Origin of the sequence: Vibrio chagasii (assembly GCF_024347355.1) — a bacterium.
Taxonomy (GTDB): Bacteria; Pseudomonadota; Gammaproteobacteria; order Enterobacterales; family Vibrionaceae; genus Vibrio; species Vibrio chagasii.
In genome coordinates this window covers 94,943-117,421 of sequence record NZ_AP025465.1, presented here as the reverse complement: position 1 = coordinate 117,421, position 22,479 = coordinate 94,943, and the positions used below count along the sequence as shown (strand labels likewise).

Below are 22,479 nucleotides of genomic sequence, written 5' to 3'. Positions count from 1 at the left end.
AAGCTTAAACCTGCAGCCAGAATGTTACTGGGCCATCATTAACCAGAGACACTTTCATGTCGGCTGCAAATCGGCCACGTTCCGTTGGCAATACTGATTCACATTGGTCAGAGAAATAATTGTAAAGACGCTCGGCATCTTCTGGGTGAGCGCCACGAGAAAAGCCTGCTCGTGTGCCTTTCTTGGTGTCGGCTGGAAGTGTGAATTGAGAAACTACTAGCACCTTGCCATTCACCTGCTTCACGTTGAGGTTCATTTTATCGTCTTCATCTCCAAAGACACGATAAGTCGTCACTCGTTCCATCAAACGTTTCGCTTTGGCTTCGTCGTCACCTTTTTCTACGCCTAATAGTACTAATAAGCCTTGTTCAATCTCACCAACTACTTCGCCATCAACACGGACGGCAGCTTCACTTACTCTCTGAATCAGTGCTATCACTGTTGTTTCCTTGCTCTGTGATTTTGTCGTTATCCGTGGAGTGTACCATTATTTTTTGCGTCTCACTCCACTCTTCCTTCTCACCGAGCGCAGCCGTCACCTCAGCCCCCACCAGCACTATCAACCAGCATAAATAAACCCAAACAAACAGAATCGGGATCGCCGCCAATGCGCCATAGATCACCTGATATGAAGGGAACTGAGTGATGTAAGCAGCGAAGCCTTTCTTACTGAGTTCGAACAGTAATGCCGCCACCAAAGAGCCAGCAGCTGCATGAGAAAAGTGGATTTTCTTATTAGGTACCAATAGGTATAAACCAAAGAACGCAAAAAAAGAGAGAATCAGAGGGAGTTTGCGAATCAGAGTATTAAAAGCACTAGACACCACTTCGTTTTGCAGCAAACTTAGTGATGTCACATATGAGGTGGCTGCAATGCTCGCTCCCACCAAGATTGGCCCGAGAGTGAGCACCATCCAGTACATCGAGAAAGACAATACTGCACGTCGCTTCTCGGTCACACGCCAGATGTAGTTTAAGTTCTTATCGATATTAGAGATCAGCATCAGCGCAGCGATAAATAAGAACACACTACCAACCGCCGTCATCTTGCCCGTGTTGGCGACAAACTCCAACAAGGCACCATGCACCGCATCCCCTGACGCTGGAACAAAGTTAGTAATGATGAAGTTTTGAATCACGATACCCACATCCGCGAACACGGAAAATGATGACAAGATAGAGAGCAAAACCGTCAACATGGGTACGATTGAAAGCAAAGTAATGTACGCCAAATAGCCCGCATTCACATTGACTCGATCATGCGTCATACGCGCTAAGAGGTAGCGAAAATACTGGATACTAAGTATGCCGACCTTTCTTATCTTCAACTTGTAACTCCCTGGTAACTCGTTCATAGTTTTAATTAATAATCCGTTATACCAACCAAAGTGAGTAAGTTATTTACTACGATTGATATTATTTAACTATAGGAAACAAGGATGCCTTATTTAATAGTTATAGTCCTCTCTATTTTTACTCTTACTGGATGCCAATCCGCTTATTACTCTGCAATGGAACAAGTGGGTTATCACAAACGTGACATCATGGTCGACAGAGTAGAAGATGCAAAAGAGTCGCAGCAGGATGCTCAGGAAGAGTTTACCAGCGCACTTGAAGCGCTCAGCAGCCTGACTAATTTCAGTGGCGGCGACCTAGAAGACATGTACAACAAGATAAACGATAAATACCAAGACAGCGAAAAAGCAGCGCAAAATGTGACTGACCGAATCGCTGCGATTGAAGATGTGTCTGATGCGCTGTTTGAAGAGTGGCAAGCCGAGCTCGATCTCTACACCAGTGATTCCCTACGTCGTTCGAGTGAGCAAAAACTGCGTGAAACTAAATCGTCTTACCAAACCATGCTGTCAGCTATGAAGCGTGCAGAGAAGAAGATGGATCCTGTGCTCAATACTCTGCGCGACAACACCCTTTATCTAAAACACAACCTCAATGCGAGTGCGGTTGGTTCACTGCAAGGTGAGTTTATGAGTCTAGAAAAAGACATCGCGTACGCGATCAAACAGATGAATGCAGCGATTGCTGAGTCGGATAAGTTCCTTGCTCAACTCAATCAGAAGTAACGCCTAAAAAGACAAAACAAGATAAGCCCGTATGAATCCAATCATTATAACTGGCGGCCCTGGCGCCGGAAAAACTACTCTGATTAATGCATTGGCTGATACGGGTTACCCCACCTTCGCAGAGTCCTCTCGTCAGTTAATAGAACAGCAAAGTCAGCTTGAAGGCGGTATCTTACCTTGGGTAGACCTTCCCGGCTTTGCTGAGCTTTGTCTAGGTGTAATGAGCAAGCAAAAGGGTCAAGCTAATCAACATCCGATTGCCTTTCTCGATCGCGCTATTCCGGACATTTGTGGCTATTTGGCTCAGGCTAGCCTAGAGATAGATGCGACCTACCAAGAAGCAAGCCAAGGTTATCACCCTCAAGTGTTGTTCTGTCGCCCCGAGGCTTCGATCTATGTTCAAGATGAAGTGCGCCCTTACCCCTTTGAAGAAGCATTAGAGCTTCACCACGCTCTAGTCAACGTCTATCAAGAGCTAGGTTATGAGGTGGTTGAAGTGCCGTTTATGTCGGTCGCTGAGCGAGTGCTGTTCGTTGAAAGCCACCTAGGAATTAAAAACTAGATTGCAGACATCTCGTTCCTCTATTCTGGAATGACGATTCGATGATAGGAAATAGGGCACCAAAGATACTTACCCTCTTAGTACCTAGATATTTCCAATCTAAATACGCTCTTCGTATCCTGCATCTCGTGTACTCGTATCTTAGCTAACTAAAAAACAAAAGCCCTGAGCAGCTTAGCTACTCAGGGCTTTCTTATTTAACTAGAAGCTAGTCAGCGAGCAATTAAGCTTTAGCTGGACGTGCTGCACGCTTACGTTCGTTTTCAGTAAGAAGCTTCTTACGGATACGAATGTTTTCTGGCGTTACTTCTACTAGTTCGTCTTCGTCGATGAACTCAAGAGCTTGCTCTAGAGTGTGACGGATAGGTGGCGAAAGAACCTGTGCTTCATCAGTACCAGATGCACGAACGTTCGTTAGCTGCTTACCTTTCAGACAGTTTACTGTCAGGTCGTTTGAACGGTTGTGAATACCGATGATTTGACCTTCGTATACTTCGTCTGCGTGCTCAGCGAATAGACGACCACGCTCTTGTAGGTTGAATAGTGCGTAAGTCAGAGCTTTACCGGTTGCGTTCGAGATTAGAACACCGTTGTTACGTTGACCAATTACGCCACCTTTGTGTGGACCGTAGTGATCGAACGTGTGGTAAAGAAGACCAGAACCAGACGTTAGCGTTAGGAACTCAGTTTGGAAACCGATAAGACCACGAGAAGGCATCATGAAGTCCATGCGAACACGGCCTTTGCCATCTGGAGACATATCAGTTAGCTCACCTTTACGTAGACCGATGTTTTCCATGATGCCACCTTGGTGCTCTTCAAGCACATCGATAGTCACTGTTTCAAACGGTTCTGTTAGGTTGCCATCTTCATCTTTCTTGATGATTACTTCTGGACGAGATACTGCTAGCTCGAAGCCTTCACGACGCATGTTCTCGATCAGGATAGAAAGGTGAAGTTCACCACGACCAGATACACGGAAACGGTCTGGATCGTCTGTTTGTTCAACACGTAGTGCAACGTTGTGTACTAGTTCTTTCTCTAGACGCTCAAGGATGTTACGTGAAGTTACGAACTTACCTTCTTTACCCGCGAACGGAGAAGTGTTTACTTGGAACGTCATTGTTACTGTTGGTTCATCAACAGAAAGCGGAGTCATCGCTTCAACGTTGTTCACGTCACAGATAGTGTCAGAGATTTTAAGCTCACCAAGACCAGTGATTGCAATGATGTCACCAGCGTTAGCTTGTTCAACTTCGTGACGGTCAAGGCCTAGGTAACCTAGTACAGTACCTACTTTACCGTTACGCTTCTTACCGTCAGCGCCGATGATAGATACTTGTTGGTTTGGCTTAACAGAACCACGAGTAACACGTGCAACACCGATAACACCTACGTAAGAGCTGTAATCTAGTTGAGAAACTTGCATTTGTAGTGGACCGTTAAGGTCAACAGCTGGCGCGTCTACTGTATCAATAACAGCTTGGAACAGTGGTTCCATGTCTGTACCAGTTTCGCCTTCAGTCATTGTTGCCCAACCGTTTAGAGCTGAAGCGTAAACAACTGTGAAGTCTAGTTGCTCATCAGTCGCACCTAGGTTGTCGAAAAGGTCGAATACTTGATCCATAACCCAATCAGGGCGAGCGCCTGGGCGGTCAATCTTGTTGATTACAACGATTGGCTTAAGACCGTGTGCGAATGCTTTTTGCGTTACGAAACGAGTTTGAGGCATTGGGCCGTCAACTGCGTCAACGATCAGTAGAACAGAGTCAACCATAGACATGATACGCTCAACTTCACCACCGAAGTCCGCGTGTCCCGGGGTATCTACGATGTTGATACGGTAATCATTCCAGTTGATTGCTGTGTTCTTAGCAAGAATGGTAATGCCACGCTCTTTTTCGATGTCATTCGAATCCATGACACGCTCTTCAGCTTCACCACGAGACTCAAGAGTGCCTGACTGTTGTAGCAGTTTATCAACCAAAGTCGTTTTACCGTGGTCAACGTGCGCGATGATCGCGATATTTCTTAACTTATCAATCTGTGGAGTAGACATGGATTCTCGATTCACTCATAAAAAGTAGCCGCAAATGACCTCTGAAAATAGAGGAAATGCCACTAGCTTGATTAAAAAAACGGTCAATAATATACCAGATTCTAGACAAAAACCCAGAAATATGTGATCTGAACCAAGGCTTTTTTCTTAGTTAGCGATTCACATTGGCTTAACTTTGATTCAGTACAGTGTTGGCTAGCAAAATCTGTAGGATTCTAAAAAGTCTCGTACGCGAGTAACTCGCCAAAACTCCGGCTAAATGACAAAAGTGGATTGACAATGTCTGCAATTCAATGCTGAATGGTGTTCGCTTTTGTCTCATATTGGTGCATCGACAAACAAATGCACCAATATAGTGCAACCAAAGATCATTTTGGTGCAAAACTAGAGACAGGCGAAACAGCAAAACAAGTAACACATTGAAATTAATGGAATAATTTTTTTGGCACGCTTTTGGCTATAGATAAATCAGCATCGATTAATGCACTTGTTAGACATTAATCAATGCTAGTTTCAACCGAATCGAGCTAATACCAAATTAATAACACTGGAGGTTATCCAAGATGTCAGTAGAAAACGTACTATCGCTGATCCAAGAGAACGAAGTTAAATTTGTAGACCTACGCTTTACAGATACTAAAGGTAAAGAGCAGCATATCTCTATTCCTTCTCACCAAGTTGACGCAGACTTCTTCGAAGAAGGTAAAATGTTCGACGGCTCTTCAGTCGCTGGTTGGAAAGGCATCAACGAATCTGACATGGTAATGATGCCAGACGCATCATCTGCTGTTCTAGACCCATTCACAGAAGACGCAACGCTAAACATCCGTTGTGACATTCTAGAGCCTGCAACTATGCAAGGCTACGACCGTGACCCACGCTCAATCGCAAAACGTTCTGAAGAGTACATGCGCTCTACAGGTATCGCAGACACAGTTCTAATAGGTCCTGAGCCAGAGTTCTTCCTATTTGACGACGTTAAATTTGCAACTGACATGTCAGGTTCTTTCTTCAAGATCGACGACATCGAAGCAGCATGGAACACAGGTTCTGACGTAGAAGGCGGTAACAAAGGTCACCGTCCAGGCGTTAAAGGCGGTTACTTCCCAGTAGCTCCAGTTGATTCATCTCAAGACATCCGTTCAGCAATGTGTCTAGTAATGGAAGAGATGGGCCTAGTTGTAGAAGCGCACCACCACGAAGTAGCAACTGCGGGTCAAAACGAAATCGCAACTCGCTTCAACACGCTAACAACGAAAGCTGACGAAACTCAAATCTACAAGTACGTTGTACACAACGTTGCTCACGCATTTGGTAAAACAGCGACATTCATGCCTAAGCCACTAGTTGGTGATAACGGTTCTGGTATGCACGTTCACCAATCTCTAGCAAAAGACGGTGTAAACCTGTTTGCTGGTGATAAGTACGGCGGCCTATCTGAAATGGCACTTTACTACATCGGTGGTGTAATCAAGCACGCTCGCGCTATCAACGCATTTGCTAACCCATCAACTAACTCGTACAAGCGTCTTGTACCAGGCTTCGAAGCTCCAGTTATGCTTGCTTACTCTGCACGTAACCGTTCTGCTTCTATCCGTATCCCAGTGGTACCAAGCCCTAAAGCACGTCGTATCGAGCTACGTTTTGGTGACCCAGCAGCGAACCCATACCTATGCTACTCAGCAATGCTAATGGCTGGTCTTGACGGTATTAAGAACAAGATCCACCCAGGCGAAGCTATGGATAAAGATCTATACGACCTACCAGCTGAAGAAGCGGCAGAAATCCCAACAGTGGCTTACTCACTAAAAGAAGCTCTAGAGTGTCTAGACGCTGACCGTGAGTTCCTAACAGCTGGCGGTGTATTCTCTGACGACTTCATCGACTCTTACATCGACCTTAAGTCTCAAGATGTAGAGAAAGTAAACATGACAACTCACCCACTTGAGTTCGAACTGTACTACTCTGTTTAATCTCTGGTAGATAAGCTCTCTTACTGCAATCATGTAAGAATCGCTGACTAAATATTAGGCTCGCCTCGCAGGCGGGCCTTTTTTATATTCTCCCAACCTCTCCTTCTTCGTAACATGCCTTAGAAAATAGACAAAAGCCCTCAGAGGCTGTCGAGCTAAATACAATAAAATCAATAACAAACCAACGCCAAACATGAAATCACCTAACGGTGAAAGGGGCCAACCATATGAAAAAAATACTGTTCCTGGTCGGGTTAACAGTCGCATTCTCATGCTCTGCTCAAACAGTTTATACTTGGGTAGGTGAAGATGGCGTACTTCATTTTAGTGATACACCGACAGGCAAGGGCGCTAAGTCTCTTGAGCTTCCGGATGTTCAAGCCTCAGCACCCGCACCTAAATTCGAGCCATCGAAACCCGTTGACGATCAAAGCGCCTCGGCTATTCCAAGCCAAGAGCAACCAAAAGCACAACAGACCGAGCGAGAAGTCCCAGCGCCATTAGCTCTTACTATGCTCACTCCCATTCACGACCAAACTATCCGCAGTAATCGTGGCTTCATCTCAATTCAAATCGAACTCAACCGTAAACTGGGCATTGGCGAGCAGCTGCAATTGATGCTCGATGGGCGACGCTATGGCGCACCACAAACCCAACCCAACTGGCAGTTGAAAGATATCGATCGTGGCACTCACACCATTGCAATTCAAGCACATAGAAGCGGCAAGCTTATTGCATCTACTAGTCCAGTCACCGTGTATTTACATCGAGCGACGATCAAGTAGGCCAATAGGTTAAAAGAGACTGAATAACATCAATTTTTGCCTGTTCTCAGCAGCTTTTCGCGACTTTTATGAATTATCTTTAGCTTCTGATTGATATGCGCCATACTTGAACTTAGCTACGCACCAATTTGGTGCAGTGAGAAAAACACCAGTTCAAGGACGAAACAGTGAATCGATCAGCCAAAAGCGACAGCATAGATACACACCATCTTTCCAACGCCATTCTCGACAATATGGTGACTTCGACATTGATGCTCGATGAACAGTTATACGTGCGATACGCCAACCCGGCGGCTGAACAACTCTTTTCACAAAGTGCGAGACGCATTGTTGATCACCCACTAAGTCAACTTATCCAACACGCCTCGCTCGACTTAGCACTGCTTACGCAACCTCTACAAAGCGGCCAGAGCATTACCGACAGTGACGTGACCTTTGTCGTCGACAACCGCCCGCTGATGCTTGAGGTGACGGTTAGTCCAATTACCTGGCAGCGTGAAACCCTGTTGCTCGTAGAGATGCGCAAGATAGACCAGCAAAGGCGCCTTAGCCAAGAGTTAAACCAACATGCGCAACAACAAGCGGCGAAGCTGTTAGTGCGCGGTTTAGCTCATGAAATAAAGAACCCTTTAGGTGGCTTAAGAGGGGCAGCGCAATTACTTGGAAAGATGCTTCCCGATCAGTCGCTGAATGAATACACCCAGATCATTATTGAGCAAGCCGACCGCTTGCGCGCTCTGGTCGACCGCCTACTTGGCCCACAAAAGCCGGGAACCAAGTCTGAAGAGAACCTCCACCAGATACTCGAAAAAGTCAGACAGTTGGTCGAGCTCGAGTCCGGATCCACACTGGCGATTGAGCGAGACTACGATCCAAGCCTGCCACCAATAGTGATGGACTCAGCGCAGGTGGAACAGGCGATGCTCAATATCGTGAGCAATGCGGCGCAGATTTTAAAGGCACAAGATTCAGGCAAAATTACTATTCGCACCAGAACGGTGCATCAAGCCAACATTCATGGTCAGCGACACAAACTCGCGGCACGTATTGAGATCAGCGATAACGGTCCGGGCATCCCCAATGAATTAAAAGACACCCTGTTCTACCCCATGGTCAGTGGCCGTGAAGGCGGCACAGGGCTGGGACTATCCATTTCTCAGAACCTGATCGACCAGCACAACGGAAAAATCGATGTTGAGAGCTGGCCAGGGAACACCACATTTACGATTTACTTGCCGATTTAAACGAAGTGACACCTATCAATGAGAAACTGAGTTTCAGGCAAGGAACGAATACAGAACAATAAAAACAATGATTATCACAATAGATTTGGCTGCAAAGGAATTGAATTATGAGTAAGGGATACGTTTGGGTCGTCGATGACGACAGCTCTATCCGCTGGGTAGTAGAAAAGACACTTTCATCAGCTGATATAAAGTGTGAAACATTTGCTGATGCAGAGAGCGTACTACTTGCGCTTGAGCGCGAGACGCCCGATGTACTGGTGTCTGATATCCGTATGCCCGGCATTGACGGGATCGAACTATTGCACCAAGTGCATCAGCGCTCTCCCGACCTCCCGGTGATCATCATGACGGCGCACTCCGACTTAGATGCTGCAGTCAATGCTTATCAAAAAGGTGCCTTTGAATACCTGCCTAAGCCATTTGATATCGATGAGACGCTAACGCTCGTAGAACGAGCGATCGCCCACAGCCAAGAGCAGAAGCGCGAACAAGCCAGTGAGGCCTCTGAAGAGACCAATGCGCCAGAGATCATTGGTGAAGCTCCGGCAATGCAGGAGGTATTTCGGGCTATTGGTCGTCTGTCTCGCTCATCAATATCAGTACTGATTAATGGTGAGTCGGGTACTGGTAAAGAGTTGGTTGCTCACGCTTTGCATCGTCATAGCCCAAGAGCAAAAAAGCCTTTCATCGCACTCAATATGGCGGCAATACCGAAAGACCTCATCGAATCCGAACTGTTTGGTCACGAGAAAGGTGCCTTTACCGGCGCTAACAGCGTTCGCCAAGGACGTTTTGAACAAGCCAACGGCGGCACACTATTTCTGGATGAGATCGGTGACATGCCACTCGATATTCAAACTCGTTTGTTGCGTGTACTTTCTGATGGTCAGTTCTATCGTGTCGGCGGTCACTCTGCAGTTAAGGTAGACGTTCGTATCGTTGCGGCAACCCACCAAGATCTAGAACGACTAGTGCATGAAGGCGATTTCCGTGAAGATTTGTTCCACCGACTCAACGTTATTCGGATTCACATTCCTGCCCTACGTGAACGTAAACAAGATATCGAAAAGTTGACTCATCACTTCCTAGCCTCAGCGGCTGAAGAACTTGGTGTGGAAGTGAAGACACTGCACCCAGAAACCATAATCAAGCTGAATCAGCTAAATTGGCCGGGTAACGTGCGTCAACTAGAGAACATCTGTCGTTGGTTGACCGTGATGGCGAGCGGTAGTGAAATCCTTCCTTCAGACCTACCACCGGAGCTATTGGAAGAAAAAACCGTCGCACCATCAGGTACTGGAGATAACTGGCAGCAGCTACTTGCTAATTGGGCAAAATGTGCGCTTGATTCAGGAGAAAAAGAGCTGCTCACTTATGCTCTTCCGGAGTTTGAACGTATACTGCTAGAGGCTGCACTCAACCATACGAATGGTCACAAACAAGACGCAGCCAAGGTTTTGGGCTGGGGAAGAAACACCCTAACTCGTAAACTCAAAGAACTGTACTAGGCTTATATGACTCTCGATGCAGCTACTTTTTAACCAAAAAAGTGTCGCTTGGTTTGAATAGTGTCGGTACGATTACAGTACACTATTCACCAAAGTTGTAGCAACGATGTCTTTGAAAACACAAATTACATTGAGAACCGCTGTGGTTCTGCCCTTCGTGCTGATTTTTCTGTTCACTATGGGCGTAATGGTTTTCACTCAAAAGCAAAGCTACCAAGAGATGGTGAGTGATATTAGTGCACGCCAGCTAACATCACTCACAGATAACGTTCATCAAAGCCTAGATGAGTTCTTAGAGAAGCCATTTCACGCCAACCTCTCGTTAAGCCAAAACATCGGCTATCACAAGCTGTATCAGCCTGGAAACCTTAGCAAGGTTCAAGACTACATCCTTTATAAGTTTTCTGACCATTTCACAGCCGTCCCTCAATTAGATGTGATCGGCTTTGGTTCAGAAGACGGTAACTATGTCGGTTTTCGTAAAGAGGCCAACAACGGCTATACCTTAATGCTCCAAGATGACCGCACTCAAGATCAGCTGGTTATCTATCGCGGCAGTAAGATCAGTGACGATATTCGCTCGGTCATTTCCGGATACGATCCTAGAGTTCGTCCTTGGTATCGCCCTGTTGTCAATGACAAACAGCCGTCATGGTCTCCAATCTATGCCAACGCGGACGAACGCCAAGAGATCACCCTTTCAGCTCTTGCTCCTATCTATGACGACAACGAGTTCAAAGCGGTTATCGTTAGCGATATCAAGATCAACACCTTCAACGCGTTCTTAAGAGAACTGAAGGAAAAAACCGATGTGTCAGTTTACGTCATCGATCAACAGCAACGTTTAGTCGCCCACTCTGGCGCTGGCAGTGTGATTTCTTGGGGAACAGGCAAAACTAATAGAGGCCAACGCTTATTAGCTACCGAGAGCGCTAATACAATAATACGCGAGAGTGCTAGCTACGTTGACCAACTGCACTTGATTGAAAATATGGGCGCCCAACGCTTCAGGTTTACCCTAGATGGCGAACAGTACTTCAATCAAATCACTCCCTACCAGGATGAGCATGGCATCACTTGGTTTATCGGTATGTCGATACCCAAAACCAACTTGCTTGGCGAGCTGCCTGAAAATCAAAGAAATAGCTGGCTAATTGGACTTACCGTGAGCTGCATTGGCATCATCCTAGGCTTAATCGCCTTTAACCGTGTTACTCAGCCAATCACCTCAACCGCTGATGCGGCAAAGCGCCTTGCCAACGGTGATTGGGATACCAATATGCCGAGGTCTGGCCATATCTATGAAACCAGTATGTTGGTTGAAGCGTTCAATGAAATGGCCAACAACTTAAAGGCCTCATTTAAGCAATTGCAGTCTCAACTGACCTACGACTCGCTCACTAAGCTATATAGTAGAGAAGGTTTGATCGATGCCGCTAAGAAGAGTGCAGCTAACGAGAAAGGCACGCTATTCTTGGTGGGTATTGACCGCTTCCGCGACATCAATGACAGCCTTGGCCATTACAATGGTGACCAACTATTGATCATATCCGCGGCACGCTTACGTGGCATGCTACCTTCAGAGTATCTACTGGCTCGTACTGGTGGTGATGAGTTTGCTATCTACGCACCGAGCGTCACTCAAGAGAGTGACGTTCAGCTGCTGACAAATCGCCTACTGCAGACCTTCGCCTCTCCGTTTGCAATGGAATCTGAGAGCGTGATGATTAAAGTCTCAATCGGTATTGTCCATGTGTCCAATGAGCAAGATTTTACCGTGTGGCTTCGTAATAGCAGCATCGCATTGAGTAACGCCAAGCAAGACAAAGCCCGCGTCAGTATCTACAGCCCGGAAATGGGGAACGCTTCTAGGCATAGAACCAAGATGTTGGCGCGCCTCAATAAAGCGATCGACCTTCAACAGTTCGAACCATTTTATCAGCCAATCATCGATCTCGAATCAGGCTCAACCATAGGGGCTGAAGCGCTAGCGCGTTGGGTAACAGATGAAGGCATTATCTCACCATTAGAGTTTATTCCTCTTGCCGAGGAGAGCGGCCTTATCTACGACATAGATAAGCAGATCCTGCATAAGTCTTGTCGAGATACGGCTATCGCAATCGAGTCAGGCAAGTGGAGTGAAGACTTCTCTATTCACGTTAATCTCTCGGTTGACCAGCTTAGTGAGAATGGGTTCATTGATTTAGTGAAGAAGACTCTGAGTGACACTAAGCTACCAGCGAAGAACCTCACCTTGGAGATCACCGAATCGCGAATCGTCGATAACGACCCAACGGTCATCGACAATATGCTGACACTCAAAGCATTAGGTATCTCAATTGCGATTGATGATTTTGGTACCGGATATTCGTCGCTGGCCTACCTACAAAAACTGCCTTTCGACTGCCTTAAGATCGACCGCAGCTTTGTCAGCAAGCTCGATAAAGAGAACCTAGACAGCTCAATTGTTGCCGCTATCGTCAATATCACCAGAGGCTTCAAGGTTAGCTTAGTCGCTGAAGGGGTTGAGACTCAGCAGCAAGCTGACTTGCTTAAACAGCTGCAATGTTCGCAGGCGCAAGGCTTCCTATACAGTCGCCCGGTGCCGTTTGACCAATGGCCGACTGACCTTGCTAACGCTAAACAAGGCCGCAAACAGACTACTGCCTAAGCAAGCTAAGATTAGAGTAAGCCGAATACAAAAATGCCAGCATGATGCTGGCACTTTTTATGTGTTTATTCTTGAACGAGTGATTAGATAACGCGCGAGAACTGCTGTTGGCGAGCCTTAGCACGCAAGTATTTATCGAAACACATACAGATGTTACGAATCAACAGACGACCACGAAGCGTTACACGGATTTCTTTGTCGTCGACTTCAACCAAGTCATCGTTAATGAAAGTTTGCAGAAGCTCTAAGTCTTCTTTGAAGTAACAATTAAAATCAACAGCGAACTCAGATTCGATCATCGTCTTGTCGAGTTTAAAGTTACAGATCAGCTGCTTAATCACTTCACGACGCAGTAAATCATCGTTATCTAGTGCGACACCTTTCCAAAGCGCATGACGAAGGTCATTCACTTGAGCGTAGTATTTCTTAAGTTCTTTTTGGTTTTGCGCGTAAGAGTCACCCACCATGGAGATAGCCGACACACCAAAACCTACTAGGTCACATTCGCCCTGAGTCGTGTAGCCTTGGAAATTACGGTGCAACACACCTTCACGCTGCGCCACTGCTAGCTCATCTTCAGGAAGTGCGAAGTGGTCCATACCGATAAACTGGTAACCAGCACCCGTTAGAGTCTCGATAGTATCTTGCAAGATCGCCATCTTTTCTTCAGCTTTTGGTAGGTCTTCATCTTTAATCTTACGCTGCGCCGCAAACAGTTGTGGCATGTGAGCGTAGTTAAATACCGATAGACGACCCGGTTTCATCTCAAGCACTTGCTTCAGCGTTTCAGCGAACAATGCTTGAGTCTGCTTCGGTAGGCCGTAAATCAAATCTAGGTTCGTTGAACGGAAGCCAAGCTCTTTAGCACGCTGAACCATAGCGACGATGAACTTTTCATCTTGCTCACGATTAACCAGCTTTTGCACTTCTTTATTGAAATCTTGAACACCGATACTCAGGCGGTTGAAGCCTTCGTTACGCAGGTGATCCAGCACGTCGAGTTCAATCTCACGAGGGTCAACCTCGATGCTGATCTCAGCGTCAGCAGTGAAGTTAAACTCATCACGTAGAATCATCATTAGACGCGTGATTTGTGTCTTGCTTAGGAAGGTTGGTGTACCACCGCCGAAGTGCAATTGAGTCACTTCGCGACCATTCAATAAAGAAGCACGTTGGCGGATTTCATGCTCAATCACATCTAGGTACTCGTCCGCTTTGTGCGAGTGACGAGTAATCACCTTGTTACAACCACAGTAGTAACAAAGCTTATGGCAGAACGGGATATGCACGTAAAGCGACAGTGGACGCTCTGGGTATTGCGTACACGCCATGTCGTAATCAGAGACGGTAAACGCTTCATGGAACTCCAACGCAGTTGGGTATGAAGTGTAACGAGGTCCCGAATAGTTGTACTTGTTTAAGATTTCTTGGTCCCAAACGATTTGCTGATTCGTTGTTACTGGCTTGCTCGACATAGCGGTACTTCCAATTTAGATCCGCGAGAACGTAGGCTCTCTCAAATCAATTTACATACATTAAAATATAGATGGGTTATTTTGTCACACGACCTGTAAGGTCGTTTCAAGACAAAATCCATTTTCTAGATAAAAACTCAGAACTGCTAGCTTGATCACTAACAATGCACCGGAATACGGAGGTGCAAAAGGTAAGAAGGCTCATTTAGCACTCGGGTTAAAGATAATTCATCTTAAAAACACCGGTAGTAAACAAGCCTCTATATTTAATAGTCTTAGCGACTAGATCATCTGGATGTTGATTTGGTTGTTAAGAGGCTTAACCTTCTCCTGCAACCTTTTCAAATCCTCGATGACAGCATCGTTCAAGCGAGTCTCTGCCTTGTGGCGTGTGAGATTCTGCTGCATGCGCTCTTTCTTTGTCAGCTCCTGCCTTTCTTCTCCGCGCGCCATATCTTTAACAATATGGTACAGCTCGGAAAGGGCCGGATATTCTGCGTCAAGATCGACACGCTCATCTCCCTGAACATTATCCATGATGATACACACTCGGATACTGATCTCAGGCAAATCACACTGGCCTTGAATACCCGCAAGACACAAAGTATTTACGTTTTCGTAAATCGTCGCGTTACGTTTTTCAATCGCTAGTGCTTGATGCTGCTTTTGCAACTCCGTCTGCTTCTTCACTTGAAGTAGAAGGTAACCTGCGTAAGAGCCCAAGCCGAGAATGATAATTCCACCAGCAATTGCTAATAAGGTTACGTTCATTGGCTATTAACCTTTAAAGCTGTCTAAGTCGATGTCTTCGAACTGAGATAACAAGTCTTCGTCAGAGCTTGCTTTCTTTTTCGATACAACGGGTGCTTCTTCGAAGATTTCTTCTTCATCGTCTTCTGGCTCTAGCAAACCTAAACGGCCCATTAGGTGCTCAATGCGATCAAGCTTCTCATCAACGAACTTCTGTAGACCAGCACCTAGGTTTTCACCATTTTCGATACGGTCTAGTAGTGTGTTCAGCTGTGGATCATTCTCAAGCATCTCTAACTCTTGCTCGTTAGATAGCTTACGCTCTTGCTTAGTCAGCTTCTTCACTGGTTCAACGATCAGTGGGATTTTTTTCTTGCTACCTAAACGTGGGTCGCGATCTTGTGCAGCTTTACGCTGTTTTGCTTCGCTACCATCTGAGTGGCGGCTACCCGATTTTAGGCCCTTGCGCTTTTTAATACGCTTACGTTCACGACCTTCAACGTCAGATTCGCTACGGTTACGAGTAACGATAACTTCAGGAGCACCATATGCTCCCGGCTTTCTAGATTTTTTACTACGGCTCATTACTGGGTCTTCCTCAGTAAAATTACATCATTTCCAATAAATTCGAGTTCGAGCTTATCCCGCTCAGCCAAAAACTGGAATGTTTGACGACTAAAGAAGACGACATGTGTCGGGTCATTCTTATAGTGCCAACCAGCAAACGCGTCCACGTCTATTACTAGCTTGGTCATCAGACCAATCCAGCCCTTGGGCTTAACTAAATTCAACCATTGCTGCCACACCTTATCTGGGTGGTAAAGATGCTCTATCACCTCGGTGGCAGTCATAAAGTCATACGTTTTCTCCAGCACAGAAGTTTCTGGGTGGTAGTAAATATCGTATAACTCCATGGTGTGTCCGGCTTCTTCTAACATAATAGATAGCGTAGGGCCCGGGCCACAACCAAAATCCAACCCGTGTGAGTTAGATGAAATTTTGTCTGTTAATGGATCCGCGATGCGAGATAAAAAGCGGCGATAGCCGGCATCACTAGGATCATTCTCATGGAGATCATAGTGCGCTTTCTCTTCGTTTGCTTCTAACCTTTGATCTGGTTTTACAAATACCAGCTCACATTGCTGACACTGCAGATAGGCTCTGCGTTTGTCTTCAAAATAGTGATTCACGCCATGGTGATGACATAAGGGACAAGTATACATAGCACATCCTTAAACAGGGATGCGAAACATACCAGAAACTGCGTTTATAGTGGAGAGGTATTGGGTGTTTTTTCATCAAATCAATAAAAAAAGCGATAGGAAAACCTATCGCTCTCTAAATCTGCCTATATCGGCCAAAATTTGCATACTCAACTTGGTACACAAATCTCCATTTGTTATTGGTGCTTTCCATGCCAAATTTGTTTGTTGTTCATCGTCCTGATGAGTTTTGGCTATCCTTTTCTAACACCTTGTTGCTGGGCTGTCCTAGCCTGATCCGTTTCTGTCTATACCGTTAGACTAGATGATCATCCATATCTAAGTCAGCTCCTAGCTGATGGCGGTTACTTTACCGTGTTACAAAAAGACTACAATAGTGCGACTTCACACTTTCGCACACAAATTGATCACACATAGATAAATTAGACATAAAAATACAAAGCATCACCAATATCTATTAAATGGCACTTAAAAAAGAAAACGCCCCAATCATTTCTGATCAGGGCGTCTTCTTCAATCTCGCTCGAACGTACATTTCTTCACTCTGGCTAAGAGCGAGAAACCGACAAATTAGTGTAGACCACCAACGTACTTCGATAAGGTATCAATTTCTGCGTCTGTTAACTTTTTAGCTACATCACGCATCATCGCATTCATGTCGTTATTACGGCTACCATCGCGGAATTTTTCAAGTTGAGCCTTGATATATTCTGCGTGTTGGCCTGAAATTTTAGGGAAGCCTGACAGCTCGGTGCCGTTACCACGAGGGCCGTGACAAGCGATACACGCTGTTAGGCCGCGCTCTGCGTTGCCCGCTGTGTATAGGATCTTACCTTCTTCAACTACGTTCTCAGGAGTAGAGTTATTAGAGATTGGCAGAGATGCGTAGTATGCCGCTAGGTCAGCCATGTCTTGTTCAGACAGAGGCATCGCCATTGCACCCATTACAGGTTCATTACGACCTTGCTTACCACCACTTGTCATACCTAGCTTAAGCTCTTTTAACTGCTTCTCTAGGTACTTCTCATGTTGACCAGCCAACTTAGGGTACTGAGTGATCAGACTGTTGCCGTCAGCACCGTGGCAGGCAACACATGTTTGTGATTTGGCTTTACCAGCTTCAATACTACCTTGAGCCCATACTGAGCAGCTGGCTAAAAGACTCAAAATTAGCGCTAATTTCTTCATGACATTCCATTATAATTATCAAGCTTCCAGTACCACTCTATGTTGCCACTCATGGTACAATAGGCGACCTTATGCCGAGCACGGTTATTTTACACAAATTCACAAAAAAGTAATCAATCGACTACACAAAGTCGAGATGGAGTTAACAGTGAGCGTAAAAATTCATTATCAAAACACGCATTTCATTACCAGTGCACCTGATATTCGTCACTTACCAGAAGACGAAGGGATCGAAATTGCGTTTGCAGGACGCTCCAATGCTGGTAAATCTAGCGCGCTAAATCGCGTTACCAACCAAAAAAGCTTAGCGAAAACCAGTAAAACACCTGGTCGAACTCAGCTTATTAACCTATTTAAGGTAACCGACGGTTGTCATATCGTCGATTTACCTGGATACGGTTTTGCTCAAGTACCGCTTGAGATGAAGAAAAAGTGGCAGAAGTCGCTAGGTGAATACCTACAAAAACGTGAATCGTTAAAAGGTTTGGTGGTATTGATGGACATTCGCCACCCGATGAAAGACCTAGACCAACAAATGATTTTCTGGGCCATTGATAGCCGTATTCCAGTACAAGTACTGCTAACTAAGGCCGACAAGCTGAAACAAGGCGCGCGTAAAGCACAGCTGCTGAAGATTCGCAAAGATGCAGAGTCTTTCGGTGGTGATGTCGCTGTTGACGTATTCTCTTCATTGAAAGGCATTGGTGTTGACCAACTGCGTAACAAGATGGATGAATGGTTTGCTCCAGCGCTTGCTGAACAACTCATCGACGAGCTAGAAAACGAAGAGCACAACGATTCAGAGTAACCTCTATATATAGAGGGAACACATAGCGAATCGATCGCGACTTCAACAGATCTCACCTTATCAATACCCTGCCTTATATAGGTGGGGTATTTTTTTGTCTATAAATTAGCGGTTTAAACTCAAAAACCAAGAATAAAAAGCAAGATAAACCCGCTACAAACAACAAAAGTGAACCATACTAAAAGACAAACTTTTATAAACAGTACAATGAGAAAAGAACACTCATGTGGAAAATACCCCTAGTCACAATGGCACTGATAATGGTTTCATTTTCAGGGTTCGCCTCTGAAGCAGACACAACAGAAACTCCGCTGATCAACGTTGATATGACCTTAGACTTAGATGGTATGGAGAAATACGCTCAAGATGCGAGTGAGTCTCTTGAGGTAATATCACAATCGCTGCAGGCCATCGTTAATAACCCTAACCTTAGCGACGAGCAACAACTGGCGCTTAATCAAACGGTTGAAAGCATTAACAAACTCGCCGACACCACCAAAACCTCGCTCAAGCAACTGCCACAAGCCTTAGACCAATCACGCGCCGCCTTTAAGCAAACAAGCCAAACGCTGATCGATGATATCCAAACCAAAATCATCATCGCGTTGGTTGCCGTTGTGGGTGTGATTATTATCGCCCTAACCGCGATTTATCTACTGATCTTGAAGCCTATGCAGCAAACCTTGGTAAAGGCGACCAACAATATCTCCTCAATGGCGCAGTCCATACAGATCACCGCCGAAGCCCTCAAGTACAGCACAGAAAAACAACAGCAAATCATGGACTACATTGAGCATTCACCCACTCAATGCACTGATAAATAGGGCGCGAGCGATCAATCCTTTATCGGCAACTTGTAAAATAAAAGTTATTTCAAATGATAAAACAATCATTTTATGTGTGGATTTAAATTACCAAATGCTGATTGAATTCCAAATTCACCACGAATGAAAGAGAGAAAGAATACACGTAAAAAGCGTAATAAAAGCACTAGAAATGAGGCGTTTTTCAGGGGGAGCTGTGGGGTGGAAATATTTTTCTTTCGCACAAGAAAAAACGCCCCAGTCAAATACTGACTGGGGCGGCTGAATCAGCCTAATCCAATAACGTGAAACAAAAGGTCTGAAAGATAGAACATCTTACCTCTGTACCCTACGAGATTTAATGTACAACAATTGCTCAGAAATGAAAACAATTTTTGTAGTTTTTTTTCATGAATGTTTTATTAAAACACTTAAACCCTTTGTGTGATTGAACTTTATTTGAGACAAAAAAAAGCCAGTGTTTGTGCACTGGCTCATACTAATTTGCTCAATAAGGTCAAAAACTGATTAGTGGGCTTGATCCCAGTTGTCACCGTGACCTGCTTCCGCAACAAGCGGCACATCTAGGTCAGCAGCAGATTCCATCAATTCTTGTACTTTACTTTCAATTTCGGCTAAAGATGACTCTTCCACTTCAAATACCAATTCATCGTGTACTTGCATCAATAGCTTAACTCGACCATCACCTTCCGCTTGAATCCATTCATCCACCAACAGCATCGCTTTCTTAATGATGTCTGCGGCTGTACCTTGCATTGGCGCGTTGATCGCTGCACGCTCAGCAGCCTTACGACGCATGCCATTACGAGATTGAATTTCAGGTAGGTGCAGACGACGACCGTAAATGGTTTCAACGAAGCCCTGCTCTGAAGCTGCGCTGCGTGTGTCTTCCATGTACTGCATCACACCAGGGTAACGCTCGAAGTAAGTATCCATGTAGTGCTGTGCTTCACCACGAGGAATACCTAGCTGCTTAGCCAAACCAAAAGCACTCATGCCGTAAATAAGACCGAAGTTAACCGCTTTAGCACGACGACGTTGCTCAGAAGTCACATCCTCAATATTAACGCCAATGATCTCAGCTGCGGTTGCCGCGTGGATATCTTTGCCTTGTTGGAAAGCTTCCAGAAGCGCTTTATCACCCGATAGGTGCGCCATGATACGCAATTCAATTTGAGAGTAATCGACCGCTAGAATCTTCCAGCCATGCTGTGCAACGAATGCTTGGCGGATACGACGGCCTTCTTCATTACGAATTGGGATGTTCTGTAGGTTTGGATCGGTCGAAGACAAACGACCTGTCGCCGTTACCGCTTGATGATACGAGGTGTGAACACGACCCGTTTCTGCATTGATCATCTTCGGTAGTTTGTCAGTGTAAGTAGACTTCAACTTCGCCAGACCACGATACTCAATGATCAACTTAGGTAGCGGGTAATCTAGTGCCAGCTCCTGTAGTACTTCTTCATTAGTTGAAGGCGAACCAGATGGCGTTTTCTTGATAACAGGCAGGCCCATTTTCTCGAACAGAATCGCTTGCAGCTGTTTCGGCGAGTTCATGTTGAACTCTTGCTCTGCAATCTCGTAAGCTTTTTGCTCTAACTCATCAAGACGAACCGCAATCTCTTGTGACTGTGCGCCTAACAACATGTCATCGACGAATACACCGGTACGTTCAATGCGAGACATGACTGGAATCAGCGGTACTTCGATCTCTTCATAAATCGCTTTTAGCTTTTCGTCTTGTTCGATGTTTTCCATTAATCGGTTATGCAGACGCAGTGTTACGTCAGCATCTTCAGCCGCATATGGAGACGCTTCACCCAGCTCAATCTGATTGAACGTCAGTTGTTTCTTACCTTTACCTGCAATCTGCTCGAATGAGATGCAGCTGTGTTGTAGAAAACGCAACGCCAAGCTGTCCATATCATGCTTACCGCCAACGCTATTGAAAACGTAAGAAGCGAGCATGGTGTCATGCTTAATGCCTTTCATCTCAATACCGTAGCGCGCTAAAACGCTCATATCGTATTTGAGGTTCTGACCCACTTTAGCTTGTGCATCATCTTCAAGAATCGGCTTAAGCTGTTCTAGTACCCAATCACGATCCAGCTGTTGTGGTGCGTCTAGGTAGTCATGAGCAACCGGTACGTAAGCAGCAACACCTTCTTCTGTTGCGAACGATAGGCCAACCAGGTTAGCCACCATGTAATCTAGGCTGTCTGTCTCAGTATCAAAAGCAAACACCTCTGCCGCTTTCAGCTTTTCTAGCCAAGCGTTGAAAGTATCTTCATCAAGAATGGTTTCGTATTTGCTACGATCAATCGTCACTGCTGAAGTGTTCATCTCAACGGTTGAGGTTGCCGATGTGCCACTGCTGCGTACGGCTCCAGATTGCTCATCAGCTTCAACAACGCCAGTACCGCCCTCAAGAAGCTCATTCAGCCAAGATTTGAAGACCAGTTGACCATATAGCTTAATCAGCTCATCGGTATTTGGTTGCGTTTTTACGAGTGATTCTGGCGTCTCTTCAAGCTCAACATCCAGCTTAATCGTCGCCAGTTGGTAAGACATTTCAGCGTTATCTTTGTTGTCGATAAGCTTCTTAGCCATCGTCTTAGAACCACGGAAACCAAGCGCAGCAATATCATCTAGGTTTTGGTACAACTTCTCGATGCTACCAATGCCTTGCAGTAGAGCAGTTGCTGTTTTGTCACCGACACCTGGTACGCCAGGAATGTTATCCACTTTATCGCCCATCAGCGCCAGGTAGTCGATGATAAGCTCAGGTGGGATGCCAAACTTCTCGATAACGCCTTCGCGATCCATCACTACGTTAGTCATGGTGTTAATCAAAGTAACGTTGTCATCAACCAGTTGGGCCATATCTTTATCGCCCGTGCTGATCAAAACCGGCATGCCCGCTTTAGATGCTTGCGAAGCCAGCGTACCGATCACGTCATCCGCTTCAACGCCAGGGATAGAGATAAGTGGCAGACCCATAGCACGAATCACGTTGTGCAAGGGTTCGATTTGACAACGCAGATCATCCGGCATAGGTGGACGATTAGCCTTGTACTCTGGGTACATGTCATCACGGAACGTCTTTCCTTTCGCATCAAAAATCACCGCAATACGATCAGAAGCAAATTGACGCATCATGCTGCGCAGCATGTTAACTACACCGTAAACCGCGTTAGTCGGGATATCACCATTGCTCATGGTGCCAGGGTAAGCATGAAACGCGCGATATAAGTAAGAAGAGCCATCGATCAGAATCAATGGATTATCAGGAATACGAGCCATAATGTTTGTGTATCCAGTA

General features: G+C 45.6%; 19 protein-coding genes. 9 read left to right on the top strand and 10 right to left on the bottom strand.

The window, feature by feature from the left end:
* Positions 1 to 4: 4 nt before the first annotated feature.
* Entirely contained in the window at positions 5 to 439 is a 435-nt protein-coding gene (gene dtd, locus OCV52_RS00515) for a D-aminoacyl-tRNA deacylase (RefSeq protein WP_004741469.1), read from the bottom strand.
* The gene (locus tag OCV52_RS00510; RefSeq protein ID WP_137406365.1) at positions 411 to 1,355 is read right to left on the bottom strand and encodes a virulence factor BrkB family protein; all 945 of its coding nucleotides are present in this window, start codon (positions 1,353 to 1,355) and stop codon (positions 411 to 413) included. The genes dtd and OCV52_RS00510 overlap by 29 nt, the downstream gene beginning before the upstream one ends.
* 84 nt (positions 1,356 to 1,439) lie before the next feature.
* Here OCV52_RS00510 and OCV52_RS00505 point away from each other — a divergent pair, with 84 nt between their 5' ends.
* Together OCV52_RS00505 and OCV52_RS00500 are read left to right on the top strand one after the other, a co-directional pair.
* A complete protein-coding gene (locus tag OCV52_RS00505) occupies positions 1,440 to 2,081 on the top strand; it encodes a DUF2959 domain-containing protein (protein ID WP_137406366.1) in 642 nt (213 codons plus the stop codon).
* Between the two features lie 31 nt (positions 2,082 to 2,112).
* Positions 2,113 to 2,643 (top strand): AAA family ATPase, encoded by a 531-nt coding sequence (locus tag OCV52_RS00500; RefSeq protein WP_137406367.1) that lies wholly within the window; start codon positions 2,113 to 2,115, stop codon positions 2,641 to 2,643.
* Between the two features lie 223 nt (positions 2,644 to 2,866).
* Here OCV52_RS00500 and typA read toward each other — a convergent pair whose 3' ends face one another.
* Positions 2,867 to 4,702 (bottom strand): translational GTPase TypA, encoded by a 1,836-nt coding sequence (gene typA, locus OCV52_RS00495; protein WP_137406368.1) that lies wholly within the window; start codon positions 4,700 to 4,702, stop codon positions 2,867 to 2,869.
* Between the two features lie 563 nt (positions 4,703 to 5,265).
* Between typA and glnA the strand changes: the two genes are divergently transcribed.
* The 5 genes from glnA (at position 5,266) to OCV52_RS00470 (ending at position 12,886) form a co-directional block, all read left to right on the top strand.
* Positions 5,266 to 6,675, top strand: a complete 1,410-nt coding sequence (glnA, locus tag OCV52_RS00490; RefSeq protein ID WP_004741473.1) for a glutamate--ammonia ligase — start codon at positions 5,266 to 5,268, stop codon at positions 6,673 to 6,675.
* Positions 6,676 to 6,902: 227 nt separating this feature from the next.
* A complete protein-coding gene (locus tag OCV52_RS00485) occupies positions 6,903 to 7,460 on the top strand; it encodes a DUF4124 domain-containing protein (protein WP_137406369.1) in 558 nt (185 codons plus the stop codon).
* Between the two features lie 167 nt (positions 7,461 to 7,627).
* Positions 7,628 to 8,704 (top strand): nitrogen regulation protein NR(II), encoded by a 1,077-nt coding sequence (gene glnL / locus OCV52_RS00480; RefSeq protein ID WP_170222402.1) that lies wholly within the window; start codon positions 7,628 to 7,630, stop codon positions 8,702 to 8,704.
* Between the two features lie 107 nt (positions 8,705 to 8,811).
* The gene (glnG, locus tag OCV52_RS00475; protein ID WP_102423528.1) at positions 8,812 to 10,215 is read left to right on the top strand and encodes a nitrogen regulation protein NR(I); all 1,404 of its coding nucleotides are present in this window, start codon (positions 8,812 to 8,814) and stop codon (positions 10,213 to 10,215) included.
* A gap of 106 nt (positions 10,216 to 10,321) precedes the next feature.
* Complete coding sequence (locus tag OCV52_RS00470) at positions 10,322 to 12,886, top strand: phosphodiesterase GepA (protein WP_137406370.1); 2,565 nt, start codon at positions 10,322 to 10,324, stop codon at positions 12,884 to 12,886.
* An 83-nt stretch (positions 12,887 to 12,969) separates the two neighbouring features.
* Here OCV52_RS00470 and hemN read toward each other — a convergent pair whose 3' ends face one another.
* The 5 genes from hemN to OCV52_RS00445 all read right to left on the bottom strand — a co-directional run bounded on the left by hemN (position 12,970) and on the right by OCV52_RS00445 (position 17,522).
* Positions 12,970 to 14,361, bottom strand: coding sequence for an oxygen-independent coproporphyrinogen III oxidase (hemN, locus tag OCV52_RS00465; protein WP_137406371.1), 1,392 nt, complete (start codon positions 14,359 to 14,361; stop codon positions 12,970 to 12,972).
* Positions 14,362 to 14,643: 282 nt separating this feature from the next.
* Positions 14,644 to 15,132 (bottom strand): DUF2489 domain-containing protein, encoded by a 489-nt coding sequence (locus tag OCV52_RS00460; protein ID WP_008218483.1) that lies wholly within the window; start codon positions 15,130 to 15,132, stop codon positions 14,644 to 14,646.
* A 6-nt stretch (positions 15,133 to 15,138) separates the two neighbouring features.
* Entirely contained in the window at positions 15,139 to 15,696 is a 558-nt protein-coding gene (gene yihI / locus OCV52_RS00455) for a Der GTPase-activating protein YihI (RefSeq protein WP_008218484.1), read from the bottom strand.
* The gene (locus OCV52_RS00450) at positions 15,696 to 16,334 is read right to left on the bottom strand and encodes a class I SAM-dependent methyltransferase (protein WP_032498331.1); all 639 of its coding nucleotides are present in this window, start codon (positions 16,332 to 16,334) and stop codon (positions 15,696 to 15,698) included. The genes yihI and OCV52_RS00450 overlap by 1 nt, the downstream gene beginning before the upstream one ends.
* Positions 16,335 to 16,904: 570 nt before the next feature.
* Positions 16,905 to 17,522: a c-type cytochrome gene (locus tag OCV52_RS00445; protein ID WP_102423523.1), complete on the bottom strand. Its 618-nt coding sequence runs from the start codon at positions 17,520 to 17,522 to the stop codon at positions 16,905 to 16,907.
* 148 nt (positions 17,523 to 17,670) lie between these two features.
* Here OCV52_RS00445 and yihA point away from each other — a divergent pair, with 148 nt between their 5' ends.
* Together yihA and OCV52_RS00435 are read left to right on the top strand one after the other, a co-directional pair.
* Positions 17,671 to 18,330 (top strand): ribosome biogenesis GTP-binding protein YihA/YsxC, encoded by a 660-nt coding sequence (yihA, locus tag OCV52_RS00440; RefSeq protein WP_032498332.1) that lies wholly within the window; start codon positions 17,671 to 17,673, stop codon positions 18,328 to 18,330.
* Positions 18,331 to 18,554: 224 nt separating this feature from the next.
* The gene (locus OCV52_RS00435) at positions 18,555 to 19,154 is read left to right on the top strand and encodes a GTP-binding protein (RefSeq protein ID WP_137406372.1); all 600 of its coding nucleotides are present in this window, start codon (positions 18,555 to 18,557) and stop codon (positions 19,152 to 19,154) included.
* Positions 19,155 to 19,420: 266 nt separating this feature from the next.
* Here the strand turns inward: OCV52_RS00435 and OCV52_RS25720 are convergent, their stop codons facing one another.
* On the bottom strand, positions 19,421 to 19,468 hold the full coding sequence (locus OCV52_RS25720) for a hypothetical protein (protein WP_438356636.1): 48 nt from the start codon (positions 19,466 to 19,468) through the stop codon (positions 19,421 to 19,423).
* A 193-nt stretch (positions 19,469 to 19,661) separates the two neighbouring features.
* Complete coding sequence (polA, locus tag OCV52_RS00430; RefSeq protein WP_137406373.1) at positions 19,662 to 22,460, bottom strand: DNA polymerase I; 2,799 nt, start codon at positions 22,458 to 22,460, stop codon at positions 19,662 to 19,664.
* Between the last annotated feature and the right edge of the window lie 19 nt (positions 22,461 to 22,479).